Source organism: Acidobacteriota bacterium (genome assembly GCA_039030395.1).
In the GTDB taxonomy this organism is placed as follows: domain Bacteria; phylum Acidobacteriota; class Thermoanaerobaculia; order Multivoradales; family JBCCEF01; genus JBCCEF01.
In genome coordinates, this window is sequence record JBCCEF010000025.1 from 29,576 (window position 1) to 55,464 (window position 25,889).

Here is a 25,889-nt window from a genome sequence, read left to right on the forward strand (position 1 = left end):
CGCCGAAATCTCCGGATGGGCTGCTAGGATTCGGCCCTCGCACCGCCCGGTCGGCGGCACCGCAACCATCCCCTGGAGATCGTCATGCGCTTACGAACTGTCTTGCTGCTTATCTTCATCTTCGCTCTCTGCGCCGTCGGCACCCTGCAGGCGGACGATGAGTCCAAGGCCGAAAAAGCCGCCGCCATCGCTGAACGGGTGATGGAAGCCCTCGGCGGCGAGGAGGCCTGGGAGTCCACCCGCTACCTCAAGTTCGGCTTCTTCGAGCGCCGATTCCACACCTGGGATCGGGCGACCGGACACTATCGGCTGGAGGGCACCGACCGCGAAGACCGCCCCTACGTGGTGTTGATGAACCTCAGCAGCAAGCAGGGACGTGCCCAGCGCGACGGCGCGGCACTGGCTGGCGAGGAACTGACCACAGCGCTGGAAAACGCCTGGGCCGCCTGGGTCAACGACACCTACTGGCTGCTGATGCCCTATAAGCTCAGGGACCCCGGAGTGAATCTCACCTGGGATTCCGAGGACACCCTCGATGGCCGCGGCTACGACAAGCTGCTGATGACCTTCGGCGACGACATCGGCCTGACCCCCGGCGATCGCTACTGGGTGTGGGTGGATCGCGAGACCGCGCAGGTCGATCGCTGGGCCTACGTGCTCCAGAGCCAGGAGCCGGATTCCGATCCCACCGCCTGGACCTGGGAAGGCTGGGAGACCTACGGCGGCATCCGCCTGGCGCCGATGCGGCAGCAGGTGGGCGGCGATCGCCAGATCAGCCTGGCGCCGATCGAAGTGCCCACCGAGCTGTCGGAAACCCTGTTCACCGAATTCGAGGCCGATTGACCGCCTCGCCCGAGCGCGTTGTCCCGCCCGGCCGCACCGTCTCTCCCCGAGTCGTCTCACTGGTGCCCGGCGGTACGGAGATCCTCTTTGCGTTGGGCGCCGGTGCCACGGTGGTGGGCGTCAGTCACGAGTGCGACCACCCGCCGGCAGCGGCAAACCTGCCTTCGGTGACCACCACCTCCCTCTCCGCCGGCTCCACGCCGGCGGAGATTGACCAGGCGGTGCGGCAGGCCGTCGCCACCACCACCCCGCTCGCCACCCTCGACGAAGGGCTCCTCCGGCGCCTGCGGCCGGAGGTGATCGTCACCCAGGATCTGTGTCCGGTGTGCGCGGTGGATGAAAGCCAACTCGCTGGGCTGGCGGCCTGCCCGACGGTGGTCTCGCTCGCCGGCGGCACCCTCGAAGGGGTATTCCGGGACATCCAGCGGACCGCCGAGGCGCTGGGCCGGCCGGATGCCGCCACGGAGTTGATCGCGAACCTTCGGCGGCGCCTGCGGAACGTCTCCCAAACCATCGCCCACCGCCGACGCCCGCGGTTGGTGGCGGTGGCCCTGGAGTGGCTGGACCCGCTTTTTCTGGGCGGTCACTGGGTGCCGGAGATGTTCGCCTGGGCGGGTGCCGAGGATGCCCTGGTGGAGGCCGGAGAACCGTCCCGCCGGACGGACTGGAAGGAGCTCGCCGCCGCCGACCCGGACGCCTTGGTGATCATGCCCTGCGGCTTCGACGAGGTATCGGCCCGCCGGCAGATGACCGCCCTCATCGGCCTTTCCGAGTGGCGAGCGCTACGGGCGGTGCGCCAGGGCAGGGTCTATCCGGTGGACGCCAACGGCCTGTTCAGCCGGCCCGGGCCGCGGCTGGTCGACGGGGTGGAGCATTTGGCGCGCTTGCTCCACGGGCCGCCTGCTTAGACGGTGGCCAACCACCCCAGAATCTGCTCCTCGATCACTTCCGGACCGCCGCCGGTACTGGACTCAGCCGGCAGGTGGCCGAGACCGAGGTTCACCGCCTTGGGGAATCCCAGGTGCCCGCCGATCGCCACCCGCCGAACCGTCAGGGCCGCCGGCCGGTCCGCCAGCCGCTCTTCGAGGGCGGTCGCCGGGATCATCGGATCGTCCTCCGAGAGCACCAGCAGGGCCGGTACGGTGAGGTCGCCGAGGCGCGGCCCGACGCTGGCGCGGGCATAGTAGTCGTCCGCGCCGGCGAAGCCGTGGCGGGGGGCGACCACCCGATCGTCCCACTCCCGCAGGAAGCGGATCTTTCTGGCCTCGGCGGGGTCGATGGGGACCTCCCGGCGCTCCGCGACGGCGGCGTAGATGGAGCGCAGGCCATTCAACAGGTAGGTGCGGTACACCACCCGGGAGGCGCGGTCGATGTGCCGAGCGCAGGGTGCCAAATCGAGCGGCGCGCACACCGCCGCCACCGAGTGCAGCCGAGGATCGCAGGCCTCCGTCGCCATCCGCAGAGAAACGTGGCCGCCGATGGAATAGCCCAGAACGTAGAGATGGTCGTAGGCCGCTAGGTCCTGGCAAGCCAAGACGCGCCGCAGATCCTCACCGAGACCCGCGTGGTAATAGTCCTCACCCCGGCGATCGGATCCCCGCAGGTTGATGCGCAGCACATCGAAGCCGGCGGCCAGGGCGGCGCGGGCGGCCCGCGTCATGTAGGGGCTCTCGGAACAGCCGCCGAGGCCGTGCACCAGCAACAGCAGCCGGTCGCCGGCGGCCTCGCAGCGGCTCAACCGGCCGGACAAGCGCACCGTACCCAGTTTCGAATCGGCAATCTCGAGGGCCCATTCTGCCGACGGCGGCTCCGGCACCGGCGAGAAGGCGTAGCGCAGGCGCGGCACGACGGTGTGGAAATGGCCGGCGATATTCATCTCGGGTTCACCAACAACTCTTCGCCAAACGCTCAGGGGGTCATCCGGCCGCTACGGCCGTAGGTGATCTCGAATTCCAGGCGCTCGCCTTCCCGCACCACGACCGCCGTCGCCGTTTCGCCGGGCTTGGCGTCACGCAGGATGTAGACAAAGTCGTAGATGTCGGCCACCGCGCGGCCGCCGAGGGAGACCAGCACATCACCGCGCTGAAGACCGCCTCGATCCGCCGCACTACCCGGCCGCACCCCCGCCAGCAACACGCCGGGGCCGCCGCCGGGGGGACCGGCATAGTCCGGAATGGTGCCCAAGGAGGCGCCACTCGACCGGGAGTCGCCGGCCGGCAGCGGCCGTGGACGCTGCTGATAGCTCAGCGGTTCGGTGCGATCCGCCAATTGGGCCGCCAGGCCCGCCGCCAGAGAGGCGATCTGCGCGCCGCCGGCGGCGTTGAGCAACGGCGTGTCGTCCGTGTCCTTGTGGTAGTCGTTATGGGTCCCGGTGAAGAGATGCAGCACCGGCACACCGGCGGCGTAGAACGGCGTCTGGTCCGACGGACCGTAGCCGTCGCCGCCCAAGGTGCACTCGAGGAGCGCTTCGGCGCACAGCGCCGGCACCAGCTCGCCCCACTCTGCGGCGGACTCACCACCCAAGACCGCCAGCAGGTTGTTGCGCAGCCGGCCGACCATGTCCATGTTGACCATCGCGACCAGATCCTCCACCGACCCCAGATCCGCCGGCGGCTGCCGGGTGAAGTGGGTCGAGCCCAGCAGACCGGACTCCTCGGCGGAGAACGCCACCAGGTAGATGTCGCCGCCGGGCCCTTCCGGGCGCTCCATCAGCTGGCGCGCCGCCTCCAGCAACGAGGCCACGCCGGAGGCGTTGTCGTCCGCCCCGTTGTGCGGCTCACTCGAATCCGGACTGAGCGACGAGGAGCCGCCAAAGCCGAGGTGATCGTAGTGCGCGCCGAGTACCACCGCACCGGCGCCGGAACGGCCCTCACCGGCGGGGATCTTCCCCACCACGTTGAAGGCCTCCTCCGTTCGGCGGGTCAGCCGCAATTCGAGCTGGGCGCGGTGGCCGCCGGAGAACAGCCCTGCGCCCACCGCGCGGGAGATCATGGCCACCGGCAACCCGGCGTCGCCCTTGGAGTCCACCCGTAGGACCGGGAAGGAGGCCTCCTCGGGCATCTCCTCACCGTCCGCCGGCTCCGGCAGGTCGACGATCAACAGCGCCGCGGCGCCGTGCTCGCGGGCGTTCCAAGCCTTGTAACGCAGGTCGCTGTAGCGCCGCTGATCAGCGTCGTTCTCGATGCCCTCCGCCGGCACGAAGCGGCGCACCAGCACGACCTTGCCGGCCACATCGAGGCCGGCGTAGTCGTCGATCGCAAGATCCTCGGCGGTGATGCCGTAGCCCGCCGCGATCACCTCACCGGTCACCGAACCGGAGGTGGCAAAGGGCAGCGGCCGGAAGGCATCGTCGGCCAACGACACGCCGTTGAGAATGAGGGAAGTGCCCTCTTCGACGGCCACCTCCACCTCGACCTCGAAGGGCTGGAACCAGCCGTCCTCGCCGGCCGGCTGAACACCGAGACTGGCGAGGCGACCGGCGATGTAGCGACCCGACGCTTCGAGTCCCTGAGTACCGATGCCGCGGCCCTCTCGCTCGTCGTCCGCCAGCCAGGAGACGTCGTCCAGCCAGCGATCCGCCGCCCGGGGCTCGAATACCGGCTCGAAGTCCCGCCAGTCGGCGACGAACACGTTGGTCTCACCCGGAGCGCCCTGGTTGCGGTTCGAGGCGAAGGCGAGGCGGCGGCCGTCCGGTGAAAACATCGGAAAGCCGTCGAAGCCCGGCGAGCGGGTGATGCGCTCCAGGCGGGTACCCTGTACGTCCACCGCCCAGATCTCGAACTCCCGCGGGCTCTCGGAGCCGTAGTTGGTGGAGAACAGAACGCGGTCGCCGTCCGGATGGAAGTAGGGAGCGAAGGAGCCGGTTTCGAGGTAGGTGATCCGCCGGGCGTTCTCGCCGTCCGCGTCGGCCACCCACAGATCCAGCCGGCCGGGCCGCACCAGGCCCTTTTCGAGCAGGTCACGGTACTCGTCCAGCTCGTTTCCCTCCTGCGGCCGCGAGGCGCGCCACACGATCTGCGAGCAGTCCGGCGAGAAAAAAGCGCCGCCGTCGTAGCCCGGAGCGTGGGTCAACCGCTGGACGTTCTTGCCGTCGAAGTCCATCCGGTAGAGGTCGAGGTCGCCATCGCGGGTGGAGGTGAAGACGATCGAGCCGTCCACCGGACAGACGGTGGCCTCGGCATCGTAGGCCGGATGATCCGTCAGGCGGACCCGCTCCGAGCCGTCGGGCCAGGCGAGGAAGATGTCGTAGGTGTCATAGATCGGCCACACGTAGCCGCGGGAGCGGTCCGGCGGCGGCGGGCAGGCGGCATCGCCCAGGTCCGTCGACGAGTACAGGATGCGCTCGCCGTCCGGATAGGCGAAGTAGGCACAGGTCGTGCGGCCCTCGCCGGTGGAGACCAGAGTCGCCTCCGGCGGCGCCACCCCGCCCACGCCCAACTCCGGCACCGCAATGCGAAAGATCTGGTCGCACTCGTAGGGCGGACGGGAGGACTGGAAGATCAGCTCCTCACCGTCCGGCGACCAGTAGGCCTCGGCGTTCTCACCGCCGAAGGTGAGCTGGGTGATATTCGCCAGGTGAGATTCACCGCCAAGGGATCCGGGCGCGACGGAGGCCGGGGCCGGCGGCGCCTCGGCGGACATCGGTGCCGTCTCCGCGGCCGGCGCCGGAGGAGGAGCCGTTGGAGTAGCCGAAGCACAGCCCAAGAGAGCGCCTCCCAGCAACGCCAGTCCCCCGATTCTGACGAGCCGAGTCGCCGCAACGGTTTCCTTCGCCTGGTGATTCATCGTCTTCCTCTGCATCTCGTCGGTACATCCATCTAGAAGGTTGCTGAAAAAGGCCTTCGGCCTATGATTTCAGCTACCCTGCTAGATTCTTCTCCAGGGGGCTGGGCGCCCGCACGCGGTCCGCCCCTCACCCGAAAACTCCAGAGTTTTCGGCCTCACCCCGTCCTCGGCGCCTCTGGCGCCGCCGAGCCCTATGGGCTCGGCCGCCGGCCCCCAACTTCTGGTGCCCTCGCAAGCAAAAAGGCGGGACCCCTTGAAAGGATCCCGCCTCGGTCGCGCGAAGTCCAGCGGTGAGTCTACTTAATTCCCACCGTCAATCTTCGAATCACCGGCACCAAAATCAAGGCCACCACTGCCGCGATCAGGGTATTGCGGCCGACGGCGCCGAACAGCGGCGCCGGATCGAGGTCCTGCAGGCGTCCGGCGACCAGCCCGGCGTAGACGTTGCCGAGGGCGGTGCCGATGAACCACACACCCATCATCTGACCGACGCGGCCGCGCGGCGCCAGTTTGGTGATAGCGGAGAGGCCGACGGGGCTGATGCACAGTTCTCCGACGGTGTGGAAGAAGTAGGTCACCACCAACCAGTTCGGGCTCACCAGGTTGCCGTCGGTGGCACCGGAGGCGCCCCAGGCCAGCACAAAGAAGCCGACCGCCAGACCCAAGAGACCGAGGAAGGCCTTGAACGGAATGGACGGGCTGCGGCTGCCGAGCTTGGTCCACACCATACCCATCACCGGCGCCAGCAGGATGATGAACAGCGGATTGACGGACTGCAGCCAGGAGGTGGGCATCTCCCAACCGCCGATCATGCGGTCGGTGTAGTCGTTGGCGAACAGGTTCATCGACGAGCCGGCCTGCTCGAAGCCGCTCCAGAACACCGCCACGGCGAGAAACAGGAAGAAGATCACCCCCAGGCGCTTCTTCTCGGTGACGTTGAGGCTCTTCTGCAGCAGCAGATAGAGGAAAAAGAGGGCGACGAGAACCAGGATGATGTAGGTCAAGCTCTCGGCGATCTGGGTCAAGGTGATCGGGAAGACCCCGCTGTAAACGGCATATCCGAAAGCCACCGCCGCCAGGGTCACCGCCCCAAACACGACGTAGGCGGAGTTGCGACGCTTGTTGTAGGTCGGGGTGCCGGCATCGTCTTCAGAGTACAGACCGGCGGTCCCGAGCCGCTTCTCGCCCAGCTTGTACTGGATCAGGCCGAAGACCATGCCGATACCAGCCGCCGAGAAGCCCAAGTGCCAATCGTACTTCTCGCCCAGGAAGCCGCAGATGATCGGTCCCAACAGGGCACCGATATTGATGCCCGAGTAGAACACCGAGAAGCCCGCATCGCGGCGCGCGCCACCCTCCGGATACAGTTCGCCGACCACCGTCGAGACATTCGGCTTGAGCAATCCGGTGCCGATGCACACCAGAATCAAACCTAGGAAGAAGAAGAACTCCGACTCGATGACCATCGAGAAGTGGCCCGCGGCGATGATGCAGCCGCCGACGAAGACGGCTTTGCGCTGACCCCACAGTTTGTCGGCGATCCAGCCGCCGGGAAGCGCCAGCAGGTAGACGAAGCCGGTATAAAGGCCGTAGATCGCGGCCGCTGTCTCGGTTTCGTAACCCAACCCACCGTCCGAGACGGTGGCCACCATGAAGAGCACGAGGATGCCTCGCATACCGTAGTAGCTGAGGCGCTCCCACATCTCCGTAAAGAAGAGGGTCCACAGACCGGCCGGGTGGCCGAGAATCTGCTTAGAAGTGGATGGATCGAAGGTCGCGGACTGGCTCATGACGGGCTCATCCTTTACGCAGGAAGTTGAAACGCATCCCCAGTGGGGCCGCCGGAAACGGGAGCTCCGGAGGCCGTCTGTTCAGCAGGCTCGGCGTAGGATAGCAGGCCTGCCGTGCCCGTCCGTCAACAACTCGCCACTCCCCCGAATACGTTCCCCTCGCCGGTGGGTTGACCCCCCGGTCAGCCTCGGGTTATCGTTCCGCCTTCGCGCGGGCATCGCCCGCGTACCCTCGTGCCCGGATCAGGGCAACGAACTCGGGGCGTAGCTCAGCCTGGTAGAGCGCACGGTTCGGGACCGTGAGGCCGGAGGTTCAAATCCTCTCGCCCCGACCATCCTTCTCCCGCAACAAGCTACGAAATGCGCGACCCGAGCCCAAAGCGGCGAGGCGGCGAGGCGGCGACAGCCTCGCCGAGGACGGGGGTGAACCGCCAAGAATGACACTTCTTGGCGGTGAGGGGGCGGTCCCGCGTGCGGGCGCCCAGCCCCCCCCTTGAGTTCCGTGCGCACGGTTCGGGACCGTGAGGCCGGAGGTTCAAATCCTCTCGCCCGACCCTCCTTCTCCCGCAACAACTGCACTCTTCCCCTCGCTCCACCGGCGAGCAGCCGATAGACTTTCGGATCATGTCGATTCGAACTCTCTGCGATGTCTTCCGAGTGACCTCCGGATTCCACAAGAAGCAGCATCTTCTCCACAAGGTCGATGGCACCTACCAGCCCGTTTCGACGGCCGAACTGACGGATCGGGTGCAGCGAGCAAGCCACGCCCTCGGCACCCTGGGGGTGGCGCCCGGCGACTGTGTGGCCCTAATGGCCGACAACGGACCGCACTGGCCGGTGGTGGATTTCGCCACTCTCTGCCGTGGAGCCGTCACGGTGCCGGTGTACCCCACCCTGCCGGCGGATCAAGCGGCCTATGTGATTTCCGACAGCGAGGCGAAGGTGCTCTTTGTGGAGACCCGCGAACAGCTCGATGGCCTGCTCGAAGAGCGCGCCGCCTTGCCGGCGGTGGAGCATTTCGTGCTGATCGATCCCGCCGCCGCCGGGCCGGAAGAGACGGACGCCGAGGTCACCTCCTTCGCTTCCCTATTGGCCGGCGCCGAAGGCCACGACCCGGCCGAGTTCGAGGCTCTCGCCGCCGCCGTCGAGCCGGACCACCTGGCGAGCCTGGTCTACACCAGCGGCACTACCGGCAAACCCAAGGGCGTGATGCTGTCGCACGACAATTTCGTCTCGAACATCTCCGCCGGTCTCGCTCTCAACGACATCCGAAGCGACCAGACGGCGCTGTCCTTCCTACCGTTGTCGCACGTCTTCGAGCGCACCGTTTCCTACTGCTACTACTACCGCGGCGTCTCCATCGCCTTCGCCGAATCGATCCACTCGGTGGCTCAGAACTTTCAGGAGATCCGGCCGCACGTGTTCGTTTCCGTGCCGCGGGTGTACGAGAAGGTGTTGGCGAAGGTGCGGGAGAACGTCGCCGCCGGCTCGGCGGTGCAGCAGAAGATCTTCCGCTGGGCACAAGGGGTGGCGCGCCGCTCGTTGCCGGAGCGGCTGGCGGGCGACCATCCCTCGGGCTTCCTCGGCCTGCAGCTCGCCCTGGCCGACGGCCTGGTGTTCTCGAAGATTCGCGATCGCCTCGGCGGCCGCTTCGAGTTTGCCGTCTCCGGCGGGGCGCCGCTGGCCAAGGACGTGGCGGAATTTTTCTGGGGCGCCGGCATTCCAATCTACGAAGGCTATGGGCTGACGGAAACCTCCCCGATCATCACCACCAACAGCCCCGGCGCGGTGCGGCTGGGCACCGTCGGCAAGGTGATCCCGCGGGTGGAGGTGAGGATCGCCGACGACGGGGAGATCCTCACCCGCGGCCCAAACGTCATGCAGGGCTACCGCAACCTGCCGGAGGAGACGGCCGAGGCGATCGACGCCGACGGTTGGTTCCACACCGGCGACATCGGCGAGTTGGACGACGACGGTTACTTAAGCATCACCGACCGCAAGAAGGAGCTGATCGTTAACGCCTATGGCAAGAACATCGCGCCGGCGCCGATCGAGAATGCCCTCAAGGCCAGCACCTACATCTCCCAGGCGATGGTGATCGGCGATCGCCAGAAATTCCTCGGCGCCCTGCTGGCGCCGGACTTCGAAAACCTCGCGACCTGGGCGCGAGCCCGCGGCCTGGCGGCCACCGATCCCGACGCGATGATCGCCGACTCGGCGGTGCGCGAACTTCTAGCGTCGGAAGTTCAGAAGGTCAACGCCGAACTGGCGCACTACGAGGAGATCGTTCGCTGGGAGCTCGTGCCGCGGGAGTTCACCGTCGAGGACGGCGAGTTGACCCCCACCCAGAAGCTCAAGCGGCGGGTGATCCGAGAACGCTGGCAGGACGAAATCGCCAAGCTGTTCGCCTGACGGAGCCGGCACACGGCGTGCATGGGAGATGAGGGTTATGAGGCGCCCACATTCCTTCACCGTCGTGTTCACCCTCGCTGCCGCCCTCGCCGTTCCCCTTCTCCTACCGCTGCCGGCGCTGGCCCAGGACGACGCCGGATCCTTCGACGACCGGATCGTCGTCGAGGAAGTCCTGCTCGATGCCCTGGTGACCGATCGCAAGGGCAATACCGTCCTCGGCCTCGGACCCCAGGACTTCCTGGTCAAGGAAGCTGGCGAGCCGGTGAACCTCACCGGAGTGACGTTCTACAGCAGCTCTGAGCTGCTCGATGATCCTGGCGCCATTGCCGGCGATATCGACACGGAACCACGGGACCGCACCTTCATCCTGCTGTTCGAGGACCAGAAGCGCAATCAGACCAATGTCGACCTGATTTCCCGCCAACTGCTCGCCGCCCGCGACGCGGCCCGCTGGATTGAGACGGAGCTGGCGCCGGCGGACTGGGTGGCCGTTGCCGGCTTCGATTACGAGCTGCGCATCTACCAGGACTTCACCCGCGATCGGGCAGCCCTCACCCGCGCCATCGGCCAGGTCGCCAAGGCCACCGGACCGGACGGCAACTGGCGGTCCCGCGGCGGCGGCGAAAACCTCGACCGCTCGCTGCGCGCCCACCTGCCCGCCGGCAAGGAGCTGAGCCGCGAGACGCCGCGCAACTACGACGCCCTGGAGTGGTTGGCGCGAGCCTCCGGCCACATTCCCGGGCGCAAGAACCTGATCTACTTCGGCCTCGGTTTCGGCGAGGTGGACCGGAACGGCATTTATCGCCAGGATCCGCGCTACTACCCGCCCATGGCGCGAGCGCTCAACGACAACAACGTCGCCGTCTACGCCCTCGACATCACGCCGACCAACGTGCGCCACGCCCTCGCCGACTCGATGAGCCAGCTCGCTCAGGAGACTGGCGGCCGATACTTCGAGCGCTTCGTGCGCTTCGGAGCTCCCCTGAAAGAGGTCTCGAAGGAAAACGGCGGCTACTACCTGCTGAGCTACCGCACCGAGCACCCGGCCGGCGACAGCGGCTTCCAGAAAGTGGATGTCGAGTTGAAGGATCCGAGCCTGCGGCTACGGGTGCGGAAGGGCTATGGCTGGGGCGACGTGGACTCCGAGTAGCCGCGCTGGAACCAGCGCCTAGCCTTCGATTCCGAGGGCCACCACCGTCACGTTGTCGTGACCGCCGCGGGAGTTGGCGGCGTCCACCAGGTTGTGGCAGATCTCATCGAGACTGGTGGAAGACTGCGCTCCGGCGAGGATTTCTTCGTCGCTGAGCATGGTGGTCAAGCCGTCGGAGCACAGGATGAAGAGGTCACCGGATTCGACCTCCACTTCCTTGATGTCCACCGCCACTTCCCGCTCGCCGCCCAGCGCCCGGGTCACCACGTTCTTGAGCGGATGCACCCGCGCCTGATCGGCCGACAGAAAACCCGCCACCACCTGCTCGTTGACCCAGGTGTGATCGTCCGTCAGCAGCTCCAGATTGCCGTCGCGCAGGCGGTAGGCGCGGCTGTCCCCGACGTGGGCAATGGCGGCGAAGCCGTCCTCGAGCAGCAGACCCACCACCGTCGTCCCCATGCCGAACAGGCGCCGATCCTCGCGGATCGCGTACATCACCCGATCGTGCGCCAGACGCACCGCCATTTTGAGGATATTGGTGGGCCGCCGAAGCTCCGGCTCCGGCACGAAGGGCCAGGTCGTCTCGGGATTGGCGGTCTTGTCAACGAAGTCCTTGATGGTGCGCACGGCAAGCTGAGAAGCCACCTCGCCGTGGCGATGGCCGCCCATGCCGTCGGCGACGAGAAACAGATTCTGATCCGAATCGATTTCGAAGTAGTCTTCGTTGTGGGGACGCGCCAGGCCGCGATCGGTCAACCCGAAGGCCTTGACCTCAGGCATCAACTACCCCTTCCGAAAAGCCCGCCCTTGGCCTTTTTGCCCTGCCGCAGTTCTTCCACCTGCTGGCGGACGGTATCGTCGTCGCCGCCCCAGGTCAGCGCTTGCTCGTAATACTGCAGCGCCTGCGTGGCGCGCCCGCTTTGGCGATGCAGGCGACCGGCGGTCTTCAGGTAGTTGACGTTCATCGGTGCGAGTTCACAAGCCCTGGCGATGGCCTCCAAAGCGCGCGAGGTCCAACGCTGTTGATGGCTGCAGGCGAGGGCCAAGTTGTACCAGCCGAGGGCGTTGCCGGGCTCCGCCTTGGTCGCCCGATCGAAGTTGTCCGCCGCCTGCAGGTAGTTTTTCTCGCGGTAGGACTTCACCCCGCGCTGCAGATACACCTTTGCCAGCTGCTCCGCGTCGACTCCCTGCTGATCCTGACTTTCGGGCCGGGCAATCTCTTGATCGTGGAGACGCCGCCGCTCGGGGTTGGTCAGGACGTTGAGCGCTTCCGTCAAATCCTGGAAGTCGGTCTCCGCTTGTGCCTTCTCTTCACCCTGATAGCGATCTGGATGCTTTTCACGGGCCATCGCCCGGAAGCGCTCACGAATTTGCTGATCCGTGGCGTGCTGGGAGATCCCGAGAATTGCGTAGTAGTTCTTAGCCAATCGTTCGCTTCCCAGGCGGCCAGCAGAAGGCAGAGGTTTTCAGAACGGCTCAACCTCGGGGAATACCCTCCCCGATGAATCTATCGACGCTTGATTCTATACAAACGACCTGCGGTGGAGCGAACCGGTTCCGGCACGTTTCGATCTCGGGTGAGATTGCGCAGATCCCGCACCGCCAGCCGGGGGACCAAACGCACGGCGGCGCCTAGCGGCGTGCGAGGATTCTTCACCAACGCCGTCACGATTTTGTACTTGCTCATCCACGAACGATTGCGCACCACTTCTTCGAGCACCTCTTCGCACACCATACGGCTGTGGGCGATCTGCTCCACCTCCTGCTCGGTGATGGCGTTGAATTTGACCACCGCCACCGCCACGTAGGGATTGGTATCGCGCACCAGGATGCCGCGCAAGGAATGCCGCGCCCCGCGGGCCAAACGCAGCCGAACGGGCACCGGAAGGCTGCGAATTTGATGATCCGTCAGGCCGGTCGAATCCTCCGCCTCGTCGTCCGAGTCCGCCGGTTCCTCTTCGCGAACTTTCTCGATCGCCTCGGCCACCTCCTCATCGGAGGCCTCCTCGACCGGTCCGGTCTCTTCGTCTTCCTGCTGCTGGCTGCGCGGCAGCAGGTGCTCCCGGTACTCGCGGATGCGGCGGCGAGAATAGCGGCTCAGGTCGGGATTGCGCTCCAGCGCATCGAGGACGGCCGGTTCCTCGACCACCACGTCCTGGCGCAGCAGGAGCAGTTCCTGGTAATCCGGTTCGAGGCTCTCGGCCAGTTCGACCAGCAGCGGCCGCGATACGTCGCGCCGACCGAGGATGGTCTCCATCACCTGGGGATGACGGCGGTGGGAAGCGAAGTAGGCGATCACCTCGTTGCCCGCCTCGCGTTCCAGGAAGTGGCTGACCAAGGCCACCTCGAGGGCGGAGAGAGAATCCTGGGCGATCTCCGCCAGTTCTGCGTCGGAACCGTCCGCCAGGGCGACCTGCACGGGAATCAGCTCCGCCGGTGCCACGGGCAAGAGCCCCTTCGCCGCCAGCACCTTGAGCTGTCGGCTTTCGCCCGCCAGAACTTGGTTTAGGAGATCTTCCGGAGACTCGGTCAAGGGCCTTCGAGCGCCGCCAGCGAGTTCAAATCGATGCGGATGCCACCTACCACGTCGCCAGCGACGCCCTGGAGGTCGAAGGGCCGACCGTTGACTTGCACTTCCACCCCGCCGGCGTTGCCGATCTTGCGCAGGAAGACTTCGCGCTGAGCCGCCAGCAGGAGGGACTCACCCTGCACGTGAAGTTCGCTGATCCGTTGGCGTCCGTCGATCACCGCCTCCACCCAGCACTCGCCGGTGAAATCCAGGGTGACTTCGAGGGGCGCCGAAGGCGGCTCCTCGATCGCCGAAGAACCCTCGCTGGCGTCCCCAGAGGCCGAACTCACGGCGGGAGAGGTCTCCGCGGCGATAGGCGCTCCCCGCAGAGCCGCGGGGGCCACCGCCGCGGACTGTGAAGCGGACGAATCGTCCGCCGGTTCCGGCCGGCGGTTCTCCAGGTAGTAGGCCACATACATAGCGAGGGCGGCGAGCAGAAGCACCACCAGGGCGAGGACCAATCCGTACCGCCAGGAGTTGGATCGGCCAAGGCGCGCGGGCGTTTCATCCTCGTCGGTGACCTCCATGTCCTCATGGGCGGAGAGGTAAAAGTTCACCACTTCGTCGGGACTCAACCCCACATAGCGAGCGTACTCGCGCAGAAAACCGCGGGCAAACACCGGCGCCGGCAGCAGATCGAACCGATCCTGCTCCATCGCTTTCAGGTAGCGCAGACTGATCTTGGTGCGATCCGCGATCTCGCGTAGGTCGATCTCGCGGATCTCCCGTTGGCGTCGCAACCAGCGGCCGAAGGATCCCTCCTCGACTTCCTGATCACCCTTGCTCCAGGGCGTGGCGCGGCCCTCCCCTGCGGAATCTTTCGTTAGATCCTCCGAAGGGGTGGGTACATTCCGCTCCCGCGGCTGAGGTGAGGCTTGTGGCTCGCCCATCGCAACGTACAGACTCTAGCAGAGTTACCCGCTTTTGGTGAAAGGAAAGGCAGGCGCGTTCGAAGCCCTGGCACCGGTCAGGGATGCTCCCCCAACAGGAGCCGCGCCCGGCGCCGCACCACCGGCGACAACTTCGGGTCCGAGGCCACCGCTCGCTGGTCGTTCTTCTTGAGCTGCGGCAGGAGCCGCAAGGCCACCGGATCGGGCGTTCTGCGATTGCGGCTGAGAGCCCGCCGCACCGCATAGCGGCTTCCCCATCGCCGACTTCCGGCGATCGTCTCGAGCACCGCCGGCTCGGCATCATCTCGGCGCAGGAGCGGCGTCAAAAGCCCTTCCGTCAAGCGGGGGTTCTCCAGCACGGCGGCCATCACCCGCGGATTCTTGTCGTTCCGGGCGTGCGCCAGCAGGGTGCCTCCGGCCCGCCGGGCGATGGCCGTTTTCTCGCCCAGGGACAGGCCCGCGAAGCGCCGGATCAAGTTGCGATCAGCGGCCCGCCGCAGCGCCGGATGAACCCGCATCTCGGCTCCGAGGGCCACCAGGTCCCGCCAGTACAGACCGGGGACCAGGTCCAGCGCCCGAGCCTGAGGCGTCGCCGGATGGAAGGCGAGATCCCGCCGCACCTCGTACACCGCCTTGAGGGCCGGCCGCCCCAGCACCCACTCGGTCACCGCGGATCCGGCGAAGGGATTGCGCAGCGCCTGGCGTGCGGCGACGGCGTCGAACCGGTCATCAGGCGTCTCCCGGATCAATCGCAGGAGCCCCTCTTCATCGGCCTCGCGCAAGCGGCGTCGCAGGGTCGCCACGGCGCTTTCGGCGGCGGGATCGGGGCGACCCGCGGGAGCCGGCGCGGCCACCGGGAGGGGCTCCGATTCGGATGAGCTTTCGTTCACCGGGCTATCGTACCGATCAAAGGATTCCTGTGCTATCTTCACCGACTCTTCCTATGGCCGTCTCACGCAACACCCGCGGGCAGATCGAGAAGGGCGATTTTTCCGCCCTGGAAGACGACTGGCTCGCCCGAGTCGAAGAAGATCCCACCGACCTCGACTACTTCGTGGGCGCCGCCCGCGCCCTCGGCGGCACCGGCCAGGACGACCGCTCCCGGGTGCTCCTGGGGGTGCTCGACGAACAGCTCCGGGAGCGCGAGAGCTGGGGCCTGCGCCTGGAACTCCTGCGCCTCGCCGGCCACTTGATGTTCGCCACCGGCGACATCCACCCTCACATCATGGAGACGCTGGCAAAGATCTACCCGGACGGCGAAGCGCTCTCGGCGATGGCCAACAGCGTCGCCCTGGACAAGGCGACCCAGGACATCCCCAAGAGCTGGGAGAAAGTCGAACGGCTCCAGGCCTTGATGCGTTTCGAACAGGGCACCATCGTCGCCATGGAGGGCAAGGGCGTCGGCCGCATCGCCGAGGTCAATTTCGCCCTCTCCACCTTCAAGGTCGATTTCGATCGCATCTCCGGCGTGCCGGTGGGATTCCGGGCGGCGCCCAAGCTGCTCGAATCGCTACCCGAAGGTCACATTCTGCGGCGCAAGCTGGAGGACCCGAAGGGCCTACGGGCCGCCGCCAAGGACGACCCGCCGCAGGTCCTGCGGGCGCTCCTTGAGTCCCACGACCGTCCCCTGAAGGCCGGCGACATCCGCAAGGGCTTGACCGGCATCGTCAAGGACTCCGAATGGACCTCCTGGTGGTCGGCGGCCCGCAAGCACCCGCAGGTTCTCGCCGGCCCCAAGCAGACCTACTCCTGGGCGGAGTCCAGCGACGACGCCGTGGATGCCGTGTGGCGCTCCTTCGAGGGGGCCAAGACCCGGGCGCGGATGGCCATGTTGCGGCGCGACGGCGCCCGCGACGAAGACCTCAAAGCGCGCATGGGAGCGGAACTGGCGAAGAGCGCCGTCGAAGCGTTGGTCTCCGATCCGGGGCTGACCTTCGAGATCTGGCACGCCCTGGAGCGCGCCGGCCTGCCGACGGAGGACCTGCATTTCTCTCCCGACGGCCTGATGCGGGAAACCAAGAACATCCCGGGGTTTTTGGCCGGCATCGAGGATCGAGCCTTGCGGGAAGAGGCATACCGCCTCCTCGCCGACCGTCGGGATGACGCCCAAGGACACCTCCTCGACCGGCTTTCCCAGGAAGACGATCCGCGGGCGATCGACGTGTTGATCGACCTTGTCGGCGGCACCTCGAAGCTCGACCGTTTCCTCGACGGCACCCTCGCCCTGCCCCACCGGGCGCCGGGCGCCTTCACCTGGATCGCCGAGCGTGCCGCGGAAGACGAAACCCTCCGCGACCGCAACCCTCTGCGGCTGCTGCAGCAGATCCTGGTCTACCTCGGGCGGGACGAACTGGCTCCCTTCCGGCAGCGACTCCAAAGACTGATCGAAAGAGGCGGGACGGTCTCCAAGCTGATGGCGGTCTTGTCGCCGGATCAGGCGCCGGCCGCCGCCGATGCCATCGACCGAGCCGGCACCTTGGAACCCTACGAGCGCGAGGAGCTGATGACCGCCCTCGAGCTGCGCTTCCCGACGCTGCGCAAGGACGAGGCAGCGAGCAGTGGCCTGTACGCCACCAGCGAGTCCATCGCCGCCAAGCGCGAGGAATTCGACGAGCTGATGAAGGTCGAGATCCCGGCCAACCGCGAGGCCATCGCCGAGGCCCGGGCGATGGGCGATCTACGGGAGAACTTCGAGTACAAGTCTGCTCGCCAGCGCCACGAGTACTTGAACGCCCGGGCGGCGCAGCTCAATCAAGAGCTCTCCCAGGTGCAGCCCATCGACTTCGATCGCATCGACCCGTCGCAGGTGCGGGTCGGCACCCGGGTGCGCTTGGAGGCGGCGGACGGCGGCGAGCGCGAGTTGGTGATCCTCGGCCCCTGGGAAAGCGATCCGGACGGCGGGGTGATCTCCTACGAGTCGGATCTCGCCGCGGCGCTCCTCGGCAAGGCCGTCGGCGACACCGCCGAAGTGGCCGGCGAGACGGTCACCGTGGCGGCCATCGCGCTGGCGCGCTAGCGGGTCGCTGAAGAGGCCTTCGGCCTATGAGTTCAGCTTCCCTGCTAGTTTTCTATTCCAGGGGGCTGGGCGCCCCCTCGCCCGAAAAGCAAGGTCTTTTCGGGCTCACCCCACCCTCGGCGCCTCCGGCGCCGCCTCGCCCTTCGGGCTCGCTCGCAGGGTTCTGAAGGTCCAGTCGAAGTTTTTCAGCACCCTGCTAGCGCCCAATCACGGGACGCCTCATTTTCCTGACTTCCCGCGCGGGAACTTTCCACCCGCTCAAGGGTCTAAACTGGCAGGACCATGACCGCCTCGACCGCAGAGCTTCGAGATCTCGACTTCGAACTGGTCGAACGCCACCTGCACGGGGACGAAACGGCGTTCGAAGAACTCTATGAGCAGCACGCCGACATGGTCTACAACCTCTCCCTGCGGATGGCCGGCAACCCCGAACAGGCGGCGGACTGGACCCAGGAGATCTTTCTCCGCATCTTTCGCCACCTGAGCAAGTTTCGCGGCGGCGCCCGGTTGAGCACGTGGATTTACCGCATCGCCTTGAACTACTGCAACGGACGGCTCCAGCGCCGGCGCCGCAACCACGACGACCGGCCTCTCGAACGGCTGGTCGATCCGCGGCGATCGCCGGAAGCCAACGCCGCCGCTTCGGACACCGGACGGCAGGTGGCGGAGGCGCTCGAGGCGCTCCCCCGCCGCTACCGCGAAGCGGTGGTCCTGCGGGATCTGGAGGGACTGGCCTACAGCGAGATCGCCGAGATCACCGGCAGCCGTATCGGCACCGTACGCTCGCGCATCGCCCGCGGGCGCGACCGCCTGCGCAAGTTGCTCGAAACCGACACTGCGGAGACCCCGGCATGACCACCCACGCCTCCACGGACCTGCTCTCCGCTTACCTCGACGGCGAGCTTTCGGCGGACGACTCGCAGCGCATCGCAGAGCACGTGGCCGATTGCCCGGCCTGCCGGGCGGACCTCGCTTCCCTGCGGCGGGTGATCGACCGCCTGCGGCGCGTCGAGCGGGCGGCGCCACCGCCGGTGCTCGCTCAGCACGTCCAGCGCCGAGTGGCCCTCGAAGGGCGGCCCCAGGGGCTGGTGGACCGATTGGAGAACCGCCTGGGGCGCTTCGGCGGCGACTCCTCGATCCTCTCCATGCTGGGGGTCATCCTCGCCTTGCTGCTCTTCATCTACCTGTTCTCCGTCGGCGTCGAGCGGGAGCGCGGCCGCTCGGAGACGGTGATCGTGCCGGTGCCCGACGCCTACTGGCCGGAAGACGCGCCGGCCGCTGGCGCAGAGAGACCCACGACTCGGAGCCACCTGGCCGGCGAGCGGACCTTCCACTGGTCATCGGACCGGCGCTGGGTCGAGCAGACCGGCAAAGGCCTCACCGATCGGGAGGCGTCCCAAGAACTCCTGTGGCCGGACGCGCTGGCGGCCTATCCTTGGCTCGCCGAACTACCCAGCGGGTGGCGGGAAGTGCGCTTTGTCGAAGGCGACCAACAGATTGTCGTAAGACCGTCACCCGCCGGCTGACGCTTCCTCCGTCGCGAGGCGATATGATCGCCGCCGTTCGCGGATCGGATCGCGGACGGGCGAGCGAGAGATAAACCCAATGATTCCAGCCGTACTTTCCGGCGGCAGCGGCACACGCTTGTGGCCCGTGTCCCGTGCCGCCTTTCCGAAACAGTTCAACCGCCTGTTGGACGAGTCCCTGCTGGTCAAGACGCTCAAGCGCCTGGTGCCCTTCGGCGCTCCGCGAGTGATCGCCGTCAGCGGCTCCGAACATCTGACCGGCGGCGTCTTGGAGGGACTGGGCCTCGATCCCGCCACCGCCCTCTATGAACCCTACGGCCGCAACACCGCACCGGCGGTGGCGCTGCTCTGCCGACAGCTCGAACTCGAAGGGCGAGGGAACGAAATCGTCGGCATCTTTCCGGCGGACCACCTGGTGGAGGACGAAACCGCTTTCGCCGCCGCCGTCCGCCTCGCCGAAGGCGCGGCCGCCGACGGCGCCATCGTCACCCTCGGCATCCGACCGACGGAACCGGCGACCGGCTACGGCTACCTCGAGGCGACGGACCAAGTGGTGGCCGGCGAACCGCCCCTCGCCGCCTACCGCGCCCGGGCGTTCCACGAGAAGCCCGACGCGGCCACCGCCGAGGAGTATCTTGCCGCCGGCAATTTCTTCTGGAACGCCGGCATGTTCGTCTTTCGGGTGAACACCCTGATCGCCGCCTTCGAACGCCACATGCCGGAGATGTGGGCGCAGCTCTCGGAGCTGAGGGACGACCACTCGAACCTCGGCGAGGTCTACCGCACACTGCCCGCCGAAAGTCTGGACTACGGAGTGATGGAAAAACTCGACGGCCTGGTGACCATTCCCTGCGCCATGGGTTGGAGCGACCTCGGGAGCTGGGACGAGGTGGCCCGGGTGCGGCCGAGCGGCACCAAGGTCTTCGAGGTCTCTGCCAAAGGCAACTTCGTCCTGCCCCACGGCGACAAGGTCTACGGCCTGGTGGGCGTGTCCGACCTGCGGGTGGTGGACACGGCGGACGCCCTTCTGGTCACCGGTCAGGGCGCCACCCAGGGCGTCAAGGAGCTGGTCGACCAGATCAAGAACGCCGACCTCAAGGAAGCCGAGGCGCACGCTTTCGAGGAGCGTCCCTGGGGCTCCTTCGAGGTGCTTCGGGATGGCGAGGAATTCAAGTCCAAGATCTTGCGGGTGGCACCGGGAAAGCGCCTTTCCTACCAATCCCACAAAAAGCGCTCCGAGCACTGGGTGATCATCCGGGGCCGACCCCAGATCGTGCTCGATGGCGAAACCCTCACGCCAGGACCGGGGGAACACGTTTTCATCCCCGTCGGCAGCAAGCATCGCATCGCCAACCCCACGGGCGATTGGGTCGAGCTGGTGGAGGTGCAGGTCGGCAGCTACTTCGGCGAAGACGACATCGTGCGCTACGAGGACGACTGGCAGCGCTCGTGAGGTCCATTCCCGGGCCTTTCTGATAGATTGCTGCCCAAATCACGAGTTTTTCTACATCGGGTGGACTTGGGCAACGGTCACCGCCCTTGCGGTGTGCGCCCAGTGCGCCGAACCTTCTGCCAGAGGCGCGGAAGTCACAAGAACTCAAGGGGGGGCCAAGATGAAAACACTCGGAAGCCGCTGGCTCGCGACCGCCGGCATCGCGGTACTGCTCACATTCCTAGCGGTGCCGGCCTTGGCAGGCGTCAAAGAAGACATGCACGCGGAGATGATCTCCATTGCCGACGAGCTGGCTTCGATCAAAGGCAATCCCATTCACGCCGTGCGTACCCAAGAACTCCTGGGACGCTACCAGCAGTTGAGCGACGCCCTCGGCGGTGATGATCCGGGGCGGGTCGACTTCCAAGGGCGGAGCGGCGGTACCGCGCCGGTGGTGGCTCCCGTTCCGCCGAACTGCGCTCTGGACGCCCCCGGTGCCGGCAGCAGCTCTCCCGGCGGGCCGATCGACGACGCCAACGATCCGATGGACACCATCACGATCGCCGGCGCCGGCACCTTCATCTATGACGTGGACCTGACCCTCAACATCACCCACACCTTCCCGGCCGATCTCGACATCCTGCTGACCTCGCCCGAAGGCACGGTGATCACCGTCACCACCGACAACGCCGGCGGCAACGACGACGCCTTCGCCGGCACCTTGTTCGACGACCAGGCCGGCGCCACCGCGCCGCCGGGACCGGTCGGTGACTTCGCCTATGTCAACGGCACGGCCGCCCCGACGGTGGCTCCCGAAGAGGCCCTCGCGGCCCTCTTTGGCGAGGATCCGAACGGCGACTGGGCGATCTCCATCGTCGACGATGCCGGCGGCGACTCGGGCACCTTCGTGTCCTGGTCCCTGAGCATCGAGACCCTCGCCGTGGCGCCGATCGACGATGCGCCGATCACGGTATCCAACAGCCCCGGCCTGGGCTTCGATGTTGGGGCTCCGGTCTCGGACACCTTGGCGATTGCCGGCGCCAACACCTTCCTGTGCGACGTCACCGTCAACACCGACATCAGCCACACCTTCGCCGCCGACATCGAATTCTTCCTCACCTCGCCGGCGGGCACCCAGATCACCATGTCGACGGACAACGGCGGCGGCAACGACGACACTTTCGCCGGCACCGACTGGTTCAACGACGGCGGCGAGTCGGCCAGTGACTTCCCCTACGTCAGCGGCACGCCCGCACCGATGCTGTCACCGGAAGAGTCCTTCGCCGCCTTGATCGGCGAGGATCCGAACGGCGACTGGGTGATGGACGTAGCGGACGACGCCGGTGGCGACCCGGGTACCTTCAACAGTTGGGAGCTTTCGGTCATCACCTGCTCCTGCATCCCGCCGGAGACCGACCTGGCGGTCGCCAAGAGCGGCGTCGCCAGCGGCGACAACATCATCTGGACCATCGGGGTCGAAAACATGGGCCCGGACGACGCCACCGGCGTGGTGGTGACGGATCCGCTCGATCCCTGCACCACCTACATCAGCGACGACTGCGGCGGCAGCGACGTTCCGCCGTGGACCTGGAATCTCGGAGCCTTGCCGAACGGTGCGATCGCCTTCTGCAACGTCACCGTGGACGCCTCGGCCTGCGGCGCCAATGAGGTATTCAACACCGCGATGGTGATGGGCAACGAGATGGACTCGAACACCACCAACCAGGCCTCGACGGCCAGCGTGGCGGTCGGCTCGATCCTCGAGATCCCGACTCTGGGTAGCGTCGGCATGCTGGTGCTGATCGGCCTGTTAGGTCTCGGCGCCTTTGTCCTGATGAGGCGGCGCTCCGCCTAGCGTCAAGCGCCAATCGTCAGGCATCGGAAACGCCGGAGTGCGCTGAGCGCTCCGGCGTTTTTCGTTTGCTCGGGCTATTCGCAGGAAGGCGCTACCAGGCCGCCTCGCCGGCCCGGTAGGGCGCCCAGGCGAGGGTGACCAGGCGCACATCGATGTCCGCTCGCCGGGGTTTGACCTCCACCTCCTCGAGGGGCAGATTGCGCGCCTCCCAGCGCTCTTCGATCGTCTCGATGTCCTGCCGCAGATCCTCTTCCACCTCGGCGATCTGCCGCCCATAGGACTCGACGTTCTCCAGCGCCCGCTCCACGTCCTGCCCCTGCTTGAAGGAGCGGCCGACGCCGCGCGCCGCGGTACTCAGACTGCGCCTCCGACCGCCGAACAGAGCGCCCAGCAGGGTACTCCCCAGGGAAACCGCCGTCTGGAGCTTGGCGTCGCGAGCTTGGTCCCGCTCACGCTCCACCGCTTGCTCCGCCTTGCGCTTGCGTTCCCCCAGGGTGGCGAGCTTCCTCTCGGCCTTCTCCCGCAGCTTTTCGATCTCTTCGTCGCGCGCTTCCCGGGCGAGGTCGGTGAGCCGAATGCGGAAGTCCCGCTCGCTCTCGCCCGGCTGCGAAGTGAGATCGAGGCCGGGACTCACCCACAGGCTCAAGCGCCGATCCCGATACAGCGTCTCGGACAGTTCCTTCTCCCAACTCCGGTAGCTCTTTGTCTTGGTCGCCGCCGTCGGCAACTCGCCGAAGGCGATGGAATCGGCCGCCGGATCGGACTCCAGATCCGCCAGTTCCAGGCCGCTTTCGGTGGCGTCATACCAGTCGATCGACGCCACCTCTTCCGGCACCGCCGCCAGCAGCGCAAGATCCCGGTGGTGATCGATGTCCCGGCGCTTGTCTACGAAGTGGACGCGGCCCAAGCCCATCAGCCGCGGGACGTAGGTCACATCGTCTCCCGGCCGACCGCGGAGCGGCAGGTAGCGCTGCGGAATCTCCGACGGCAGGACCGGCCGGACGGCCTTCGCCGACGACGAAGGTGCGGCCTGCCCCGAAGAGCGGGCTCCATTGTCGGCGGCCAGCGGCGGCACGGGCAGGTCATCGGGCACCAGGCGGTCGATCTGGTCGCGGGTCAGCGGCCCGCGCAGGTAGGACATCGCCCAGCGAGTGTGGAACACCTCCGGCGCCGGCTCGTGGACGTTGTGGAGCAGGAACACCCGCTTGCCGAGGCCCGCCAGGAGCTGCTCCATCTCCCGCCGGCCGAACTCCGCACCGCCGGCACCCACCCCTTCCAATCCGTCGAGCACCCGCGCCTTGTCGCGCTCCGTCTGCAGCCGACCGAGGAACCAGGTGCCGATGTTGGAGAGTGCCTTGTAGTCCAGATCGGCCGGATTCTGGGTCGCCAGCACCACCCCAAGGCCGTAGGCTCGTGCCTGCTTGAGCATGGTCAGCAGCGGCTTCTTCGAAGGCGGCTCCGCCACCGGCGGGATGAAGCCGAACACCTCGTCCATGTAGAGCAGCGCCCGCAGGCTCGACGAACCGGGGCGGCTGCGCATCCAGCCCAAGGTCTGCTGCAGCAGCAGGGTGACGAAGAACATGCGCTCCGCGTCGGACAGGTGGGCGATCGAGAAGATCGAAACGCACGGTTTGCCGGAGGAATCGTAAAGCAATCGATCGACGTCCAGCGGCTCGCCCTCCATCCAACCGGCGAAGCCCGGCGAGGCGAGCAGGTTGTTCAATGCCATCGCCAAACCGAAGCGGTCCTTTGCCGGAAAGAAGGAGTCGAGGGGAAGCACCCCCACCCGCTCCAGCGGCGGCTGCTGCACCTGCTGAATGAGGCCGCCCAAATCGAGGTCCTGGCCCTCGTTCCAGGCCCGCTCGAAGAGGGAGGCGAGCAGGATGTGCTCGCGGCTCTGCACCGGATCGGCGTCGATACCGACCAGCCCGAGGAGGCCTTGCACCGTCGCCGAGATCCGATCGCGCAGCAGATCACGCTCGCCGCGCACCTCCGGCGGCGGCGCCTGGAAAGAAGAGAGCACTGAGACCGGCCGGCCGGCATCGCTGCCCGGGGTGTAGATGCGAAAGTCCACCGCCTGGCGCAAGCGCTGGATGCGGGTGGCGTCCTGGCCCCATTGGCTCAAGCCGTTACGCCACAGTTCCGCCTGGGCGGCGGCGAATTCGTCCGGTGACTTGCCGGCGCGGCCGGCGGCGTCTTCGTCGATCCACGGACGGAACTCCTGCGGCGAAAGATTCGGGAAGGTCAGCAGCAGATTCCCCATGTCGCCCTTGGGATCGATGATCAGCGCCGGTACCCCGTCGATCGCCGCCTCTTCGAGCAGGCAGGCGCATAGGCCGGTCTTGCCGCTGCCGGTCATCCCCACGCACATGGCGTGGGTCAGCAGATCCTTCGCATCGTAGAGCAGCGGCTCGTCCGCTGTCTCGCCACTCGTCACATCGTGCGGACTGCCGAGGTAAAAGGCTCCGAGCTTCTCGTAGATCGCTGCGTCCCGACTCATCGTGCTCCCTCCACCGGCCAACGCAAAGCGAAGACCATGATCAGATTCCGTTGCTCCGGCAGAAAATTGTTGTCCGACACCACCACCAGAAACCGCCGGCCGTCGCCCAACCGGGGTCCCAGAGCCATGCCCTCCAGATTGTCCATCGGCACTCCAAAGGTATCCAAATCCGCTACCAGCGACTTCTCCACCGGCGATCCGGCTTCTGCCATCGGCAGGGAGGAGATGTCCGGCGCCTGGTCGAGGCTCGCCTGGTATAGCCGCACCGTGGTGCCGGCACCGGCCGAATAGGAGCGTTCGAGAAACAGGAATCGACCGTCCCCACTAGCCATCAACTCCACCAGGCCGGCGGTTCGGTAGTCATCGAAAGGACTAGGCTCCTCGGCCACCGGATCCACCCGGTAGTGCACCTCCCGCGGGGTCCCCCCGGCGGCCAGGTCATAGGCCAGAAGGCGAACCGAACTCGGCCGATCCAAATCCGCCTTGGCATCCTCCTGGGCCAGAGCATTCTCCGTTGCCACCCACAGCAGACGGGTCTCCGGATCGAAGGACAACCCTTCGAACCCCAGGTTGTTCCGCACCCCATAGGTTCGATTTCCATCGGGCAGGAACTTCTCCGGTACCGGCAGTTCCGCGATCTGCTCGCCGGTACGATCGAATCGCCGCACGAACGGCGCAATGGCTTTTCTGGCATTGCCCTCCGAAGAGATGAAAATCCCCTGCCCCGGTACCCAGGCAATCCCCTCCGGGTCCAATGTGTCCTCGGCGAAGGGTTCTCCGTTTTGCTGCAGGGTGGTGACCGCAAGGATCCGCAGATTGCCCTCGTCGAAAGACTCGGCAGTCAGGTCCAGAGCCAGGGTGTAGAAGCGAGCCGGCGCATGTTCGCTGCGATCGTCCGAAATGGCGTAGTAGACCTGCCCCTTGGAATCGAAGGTCAGTCCCGAAAGGCCCCCGACCTCCGTGCCGTGGAACAACGTGCCCGTCGGCAGCTCCGCATAGCCGATGAGTTCCAGCACCGGCCCCGATTCGGACACCTTCGCCGGCCCGAAAACCCCCGAAGAGGTACAACCGGCGAGCAGCAGGGCTGCAAACCCGGTGACGAGACGAGTGAAGAGCATTGC

The 25,889-nt window shown here is 66.7% G+C and carries 19 protein-coding genes and 2 tRNA genes; 11 read left to right on the forward strand and 10 right to left on the reverse strand.

Translation table 11 applies throughout. The annotated features are described in order from the left end of the window. The first annotated feature begins 84 nt into the window (after positions 1-84). Both AAF481_17705 and AAF481_17710 read left to right on the forward strand, forming a co-directional pair. Positions 85-843 (forward strand): hypothetical protein, encoded by a 759-nt coding sequence (locus tag AAF481_17705; protein ID MEM7483015.1) that lies wholly within the window; start codon positions 85-87, stop codon positions 841-843. After that, positions 840-1,751, forward strand: a complete 912-nt coding sequence (locus AAF481_17710; protein MEM7483016.1) for a cobalamin-binding protein — start codon at positions 840-842, stop codon at positions 1,749-1,751. The genes AAF481_17705 and AAF481_17710 overlap by 4 nt, the downstream gene beginning before the upstream one ends. Here AAF481_17710 and AAF481_17715 read toward each other — a convergent pair. The 3 genes from AAF481_17715 to AAF481_17725 all read right to left on the reverse strand — a co-directional run bounded on the left by AAF481_17715 (position 1,748) and on the right by AAF481_17725 (position 7,418). Beyond that, positions 1,748-2,719, reverse strand: coding sequence for an alpha/beta fold hydrolase (locus tag AAF481_17715; GenBank protein MEM7483017.1), 972 nt, complete (start codon positions 2,717-2,719; stop codon positions 1,748-1,750). The genes AAF481_17710 and AAF481_17715 overlap by 4 nt on opposite strands. A gap of 32 nt (positions 2,720-2,751) precedes the next feature. Next, complete coding sequence (locus AAF481_17720; GenBank protein ID MEM7483018.1) at positions 2,752-5,484, reverse strand: M20/M25/M40 family metallo-hydrolase; 2,733 nt, start codon at positions 5,482-5,484, stop codon at positions 2,752-2,754. A 440-nt stretch (positions 5,485-5,924) separates the two neighbouring features. Continuing rightward, positions 5,925-7,418, reverse strand: a complete 1,494-nt coding sequence (locus AAF481_17725; protein ID MEM7483019.1) for a peptide MFS transporter — start codon at positions 7,416-7,418, stop codon at positions 5,925-5,927. Between the two features lie 258 nt (positions 7,419-7,676). On the opposite strand from AAF481_17725, the gene AAF481_17730 reads away from it, so the two are divergent. The 4 genes from AAF481_17730 (at position 7,677) to AAF481_17745 (ending at position 10,980) form a co-directional block, all read left to right on the forward strand. Then, a tRNA-Pro gene (locus AAF481_17730) sits at positions 7,677-7,753 on the forward strand. Positions 7,754-7,892: 139 nt separating this feature from the next. Further along, a tRNA-Pro gene (locus tag AAF481_17735) sits at positions 7,893-7,971 on the forward strand. Positions 7,972-8,042: 71 nt separating this feature from the next. After that, positions 8,043-9,830, forward strand: a complete 1,788-nt coding sequence (locus AAF481_17740) for a long-chain fatty acid--CoA ligase (protein ID MEM7483020.1) — start codon at positions 8,043-8,045, stop codon at positions 9,828-9,830. Between the two features lie 37 nt (positions 9,831-9,867). Then, a complete protein-coding gene (locus tag AAF481_17745) occupies positions 9,868-10,980 on the forward strand; it encodes a VWA domain-containing protein (GenBank protein MEM7483021.1) in 1,113 nt (370 codons plus the stop codon). Between the two features lie 18 nt (positions 10,981-10,998). Here the strand turns inward: AAF481_17745 and AAF481_17750 are convergent, their stop codons facing one another. The 5 genes from AAF481_17750 to AAF481_17770 form a co-directional block, all read right to left on the reverse strand. Beyond that, positions 10,999-11,760, reverse strand: coding sequence for a Stp1/IreP family PP2C-type Ser/Thr phosphatase (locus tag AAF481_17750; GenBank protein ID MEM7483022.1), 762 nt, complete (start codon positions 11,758-11,760; stop codon positions 10,999-11,001). Next, the gene (locus AAF481_17755) at positions 11,760-12,407 is read right to left on the reverse strand and encodes a DnaJ domain-containing protein (GenBank protein ID MEM7483023.1); all 648 of its coding nucleotides are present in this window, start codon (positions 12,405-12,407) and stop codon (positions 11,760-11,762) included. Before AAF481_17755 ends, AAF481_17750 begins: the two co-directional genes overlap by 1 nt. 80 nt (positions 12,408-12,487) lie before the next feature. Further along, positions 12,488-13,513 (reverse strand): hypothetical protein, encoded by a 1,026-nt coding sequence (locus AAF481_17760; protein ID MEM7483024.1) that lies wholly within the window; start codon positions 13,511-13,513, stop codon positions 12,488-12,490. Beyond that, on the reverse strand, positions 13,510-14,439 hold the full coding sequence (locus tag AAF481_17765) for a helix-turn-helix domain-containing protein (GenBank protein MEM7483025.1): 930 nt from the start codon (positions 14,437-14,439) through the stop codon (positions 13,510-13,512). The genes AAF481_17760 and AAF481_17765 overlap by 4 nt, the downstream gene beginning before the upstream one ends. A 77-nt stretch (positions 14,440-14,516) precedes the next feature. After that, on the reverse strand, positions 14,517-15,329 hold the full coding sequence (locus tag AAF481_17770) for a hypothetical protein (protein MEM7483026.1): 813 nt from the start codon (positions 15,327-15,329) through the stop codon (positions 14,517-14,519). Positions 15,330-15,382: 53 nt separating this feature from the next. Here AAF481_17770 and AAF481_17775 point away from each other — a divergent pair, with 53 nt between their 5' ends. From AAF481_17775 to AAF481_17795, 5 genes are all read left to right on the forward strand, one after another. Continuing rightward, complete coding sequence (locus AAF481_17775) at positions 15,383-17,455, forward strand: GreA/GreB family elongation factor (GenBank protein MEM7483027.1); 2,073 nt, start codon at positions 15,383-15,385, stop codon at positions 17,453-17,455. Between the two features lie 282 nt (positions 17,456-17,737). Then, positions 17,738-18,310: a sigma-70 family RNA polymerase sigma factor gene (locus AAF481_17780; GenBank protein MEM7483028.1), complete on the forward strand. Its 573-nt coding sequence runs from the start codon at positions 17,738-17,740 to the stop codon at positions 18,308-18,310. Further along, complete coding sequence (locus AAF481_17785; protein ID MEM7483029.1) at positions 18,307-18,981, forward strand: zf-HC2 domain-containing protein; 675 nt, start codon at positions 18,307-18,309, stop codon at positions 18,979-18,981. The genes AAF481_17780 and AAF481_17785 overlap by 4 nt, the downstream gene beginning before the upstream one ends. Positions 18,982-19,060: 79 nt before the next feature. Beyond that, a complete protein-coding gene (locus tag AAF481_17790) occupies positions 19,061-20,434 on the forward strand; it encodes a mannose-1-phosphate guanylyltransferase/mannose-6-phosphate isomerase (protein MEM7483030.1) in 1,374 nt (457 codons plus the stop codon). Positions 20,435-20,594: 160 nt separating this feature from the next. Beyond that, a complete protein-coding gene (locus AAF481_17795) occupies positions 20,595-22,268 on the forward strand; it encodes a proprotein convertase P-domain-containing protein (GenBank protein ID MEM7483031.1) in 1,674 nt (557 codons plus the stop codon). Positions 22,269-22,359: 91 nt separating this feature from the next. Here the strand turns inward: AAF481_17795 and AAF481_17800 are convergent, their stop codons facing one another. Next, positions 22,360-24,768: a DUF87 domain-containing protein gene (locus AAF481_17800; GenBank protein MEM7483032.1), complete on the reverse strand. Its 2,409-nt coding sequence runs from the start codon at positions 24,766-24,768 to the stop codon at positions 22,360-22,362. After that, entirely contained in the window at positions 24,765-25,886 is a 1,122-nt protein-coding gene (locus AAF481_17805; GenBank protein ID MEM7483033.1) for an esterase-like activity of phytase family protein, read from the reverse strand. The genes AAF481_17800 and AAF481_17805 overlap by 4 nt, the downstream gene beginning before the upstream one ends. Positions 25,887-25,889: the final 3 nt, after the last annotated feature.

Bases quoted from the DNA above. Each gene is read 5' to 3' on its own strand.
- AAF481_17705 (MEM7483015.1), top strand. From the start codon at position 85: ATGCGCTTACGAACTGTCTTGCTGCTTATCTTCATCTTCGCTCTCTGC.
- AAF481_17715 (MEM7483017.1), bottom strand. From the start codon at position 2,719: ATGAATATCGCCGGCCATTTCCACACCGTCGTGCCGCGCCTGCGCTAC.
- AAF481_17720 (MEM7483018.1), bottom strand. From the start codon at position 5,484: ATGTCCGCCGAGGCGCCGCCGGCCCCGGCCTCCGTCGCGCCCGGATCC.
- AAF481_17725 (MEM7483019.1), bottom strand. From the start codon at position 7,418: ATGAGCCAGTCCGCGACCTTCGATCCATCCACTTCTAAGCAGATTCTC.
- AAF481_17740 (MEM7483020.1), top strand. From the start codon at position 8,043: ATGTCGATTCGAACTCTCTGCGATGTCTTCCGAGTGACCTCCGGATTC.
- AAF481_17745 (MEM7483021.1), top strand. From the start codon at position 9,868: ATGAGGCGCCCACATTCCTTCACCGTCGTGTTCACCCTCGCTGCCGCC.
- AAF481_17750 (MEM7483022.1), bottom strand. From the start codon at position 11,760: ATGCCTGAGGTCAAGGCCTTCGGGTTGACCGATCGCGGCCTGGCGCGT.
- AAF481_17765 (MEM7483025.1), bottom strand. From the start codon at position 14,439: ATGGGCGAGCCACAAGCCTCACCTCAGCCGCGGGAGCGGAATGTACCC.
- AAF481_17775 (MEM7483027.1), top strand. From the start codon at position 15,383: ATGGCCGTCTCACGCAACACCCGCGGGCAGATCGAGAAGGGCGATTTT.
- AAF481_17780 (MEM7483028.1), top strand. From the start codon at position 17,738: ATGACCGCCTCGACCGCAGAGCTTCGAGATCTCGACTTCGAACTGGTC.
- AAF481_17785 (MEM7483029.1), top strand. From the start codon at position 18,307: ATGACCACCCACGCCTCCACGGACCTGCTCTCCGCTTACCTCGACGGC.
- AAF481_17790 (MEM7483030.1), top strand. From the start codon at position 19,061: ATGATTCCAGCCGTACTTTCCGGCGGCAGCGGCACACGCTTGTGGCCC.
- AAF481_17795 (MEM7483031.1), top strand. From the start codon at position 20,595: ATGAAAACACTCGGAAGCCGCTGGCTCGCGACCGCCGGCATCGCGGTA.
- AAF481_17800 (MEM7483032.1), bottom strand. From the start codon at position 24,768: ATGAGTCGGGACGCAGCGATCTACGAGAAGCTCGGAGCCTTTTACCTC.
- AAF481_17805 (MEM7483033.1), bottom strand. From the start codon at position 25,886: ATGCTCTTCACTCGTCTCGTCACCGGGTTTGCAGCCCTGCTGCTCGCC.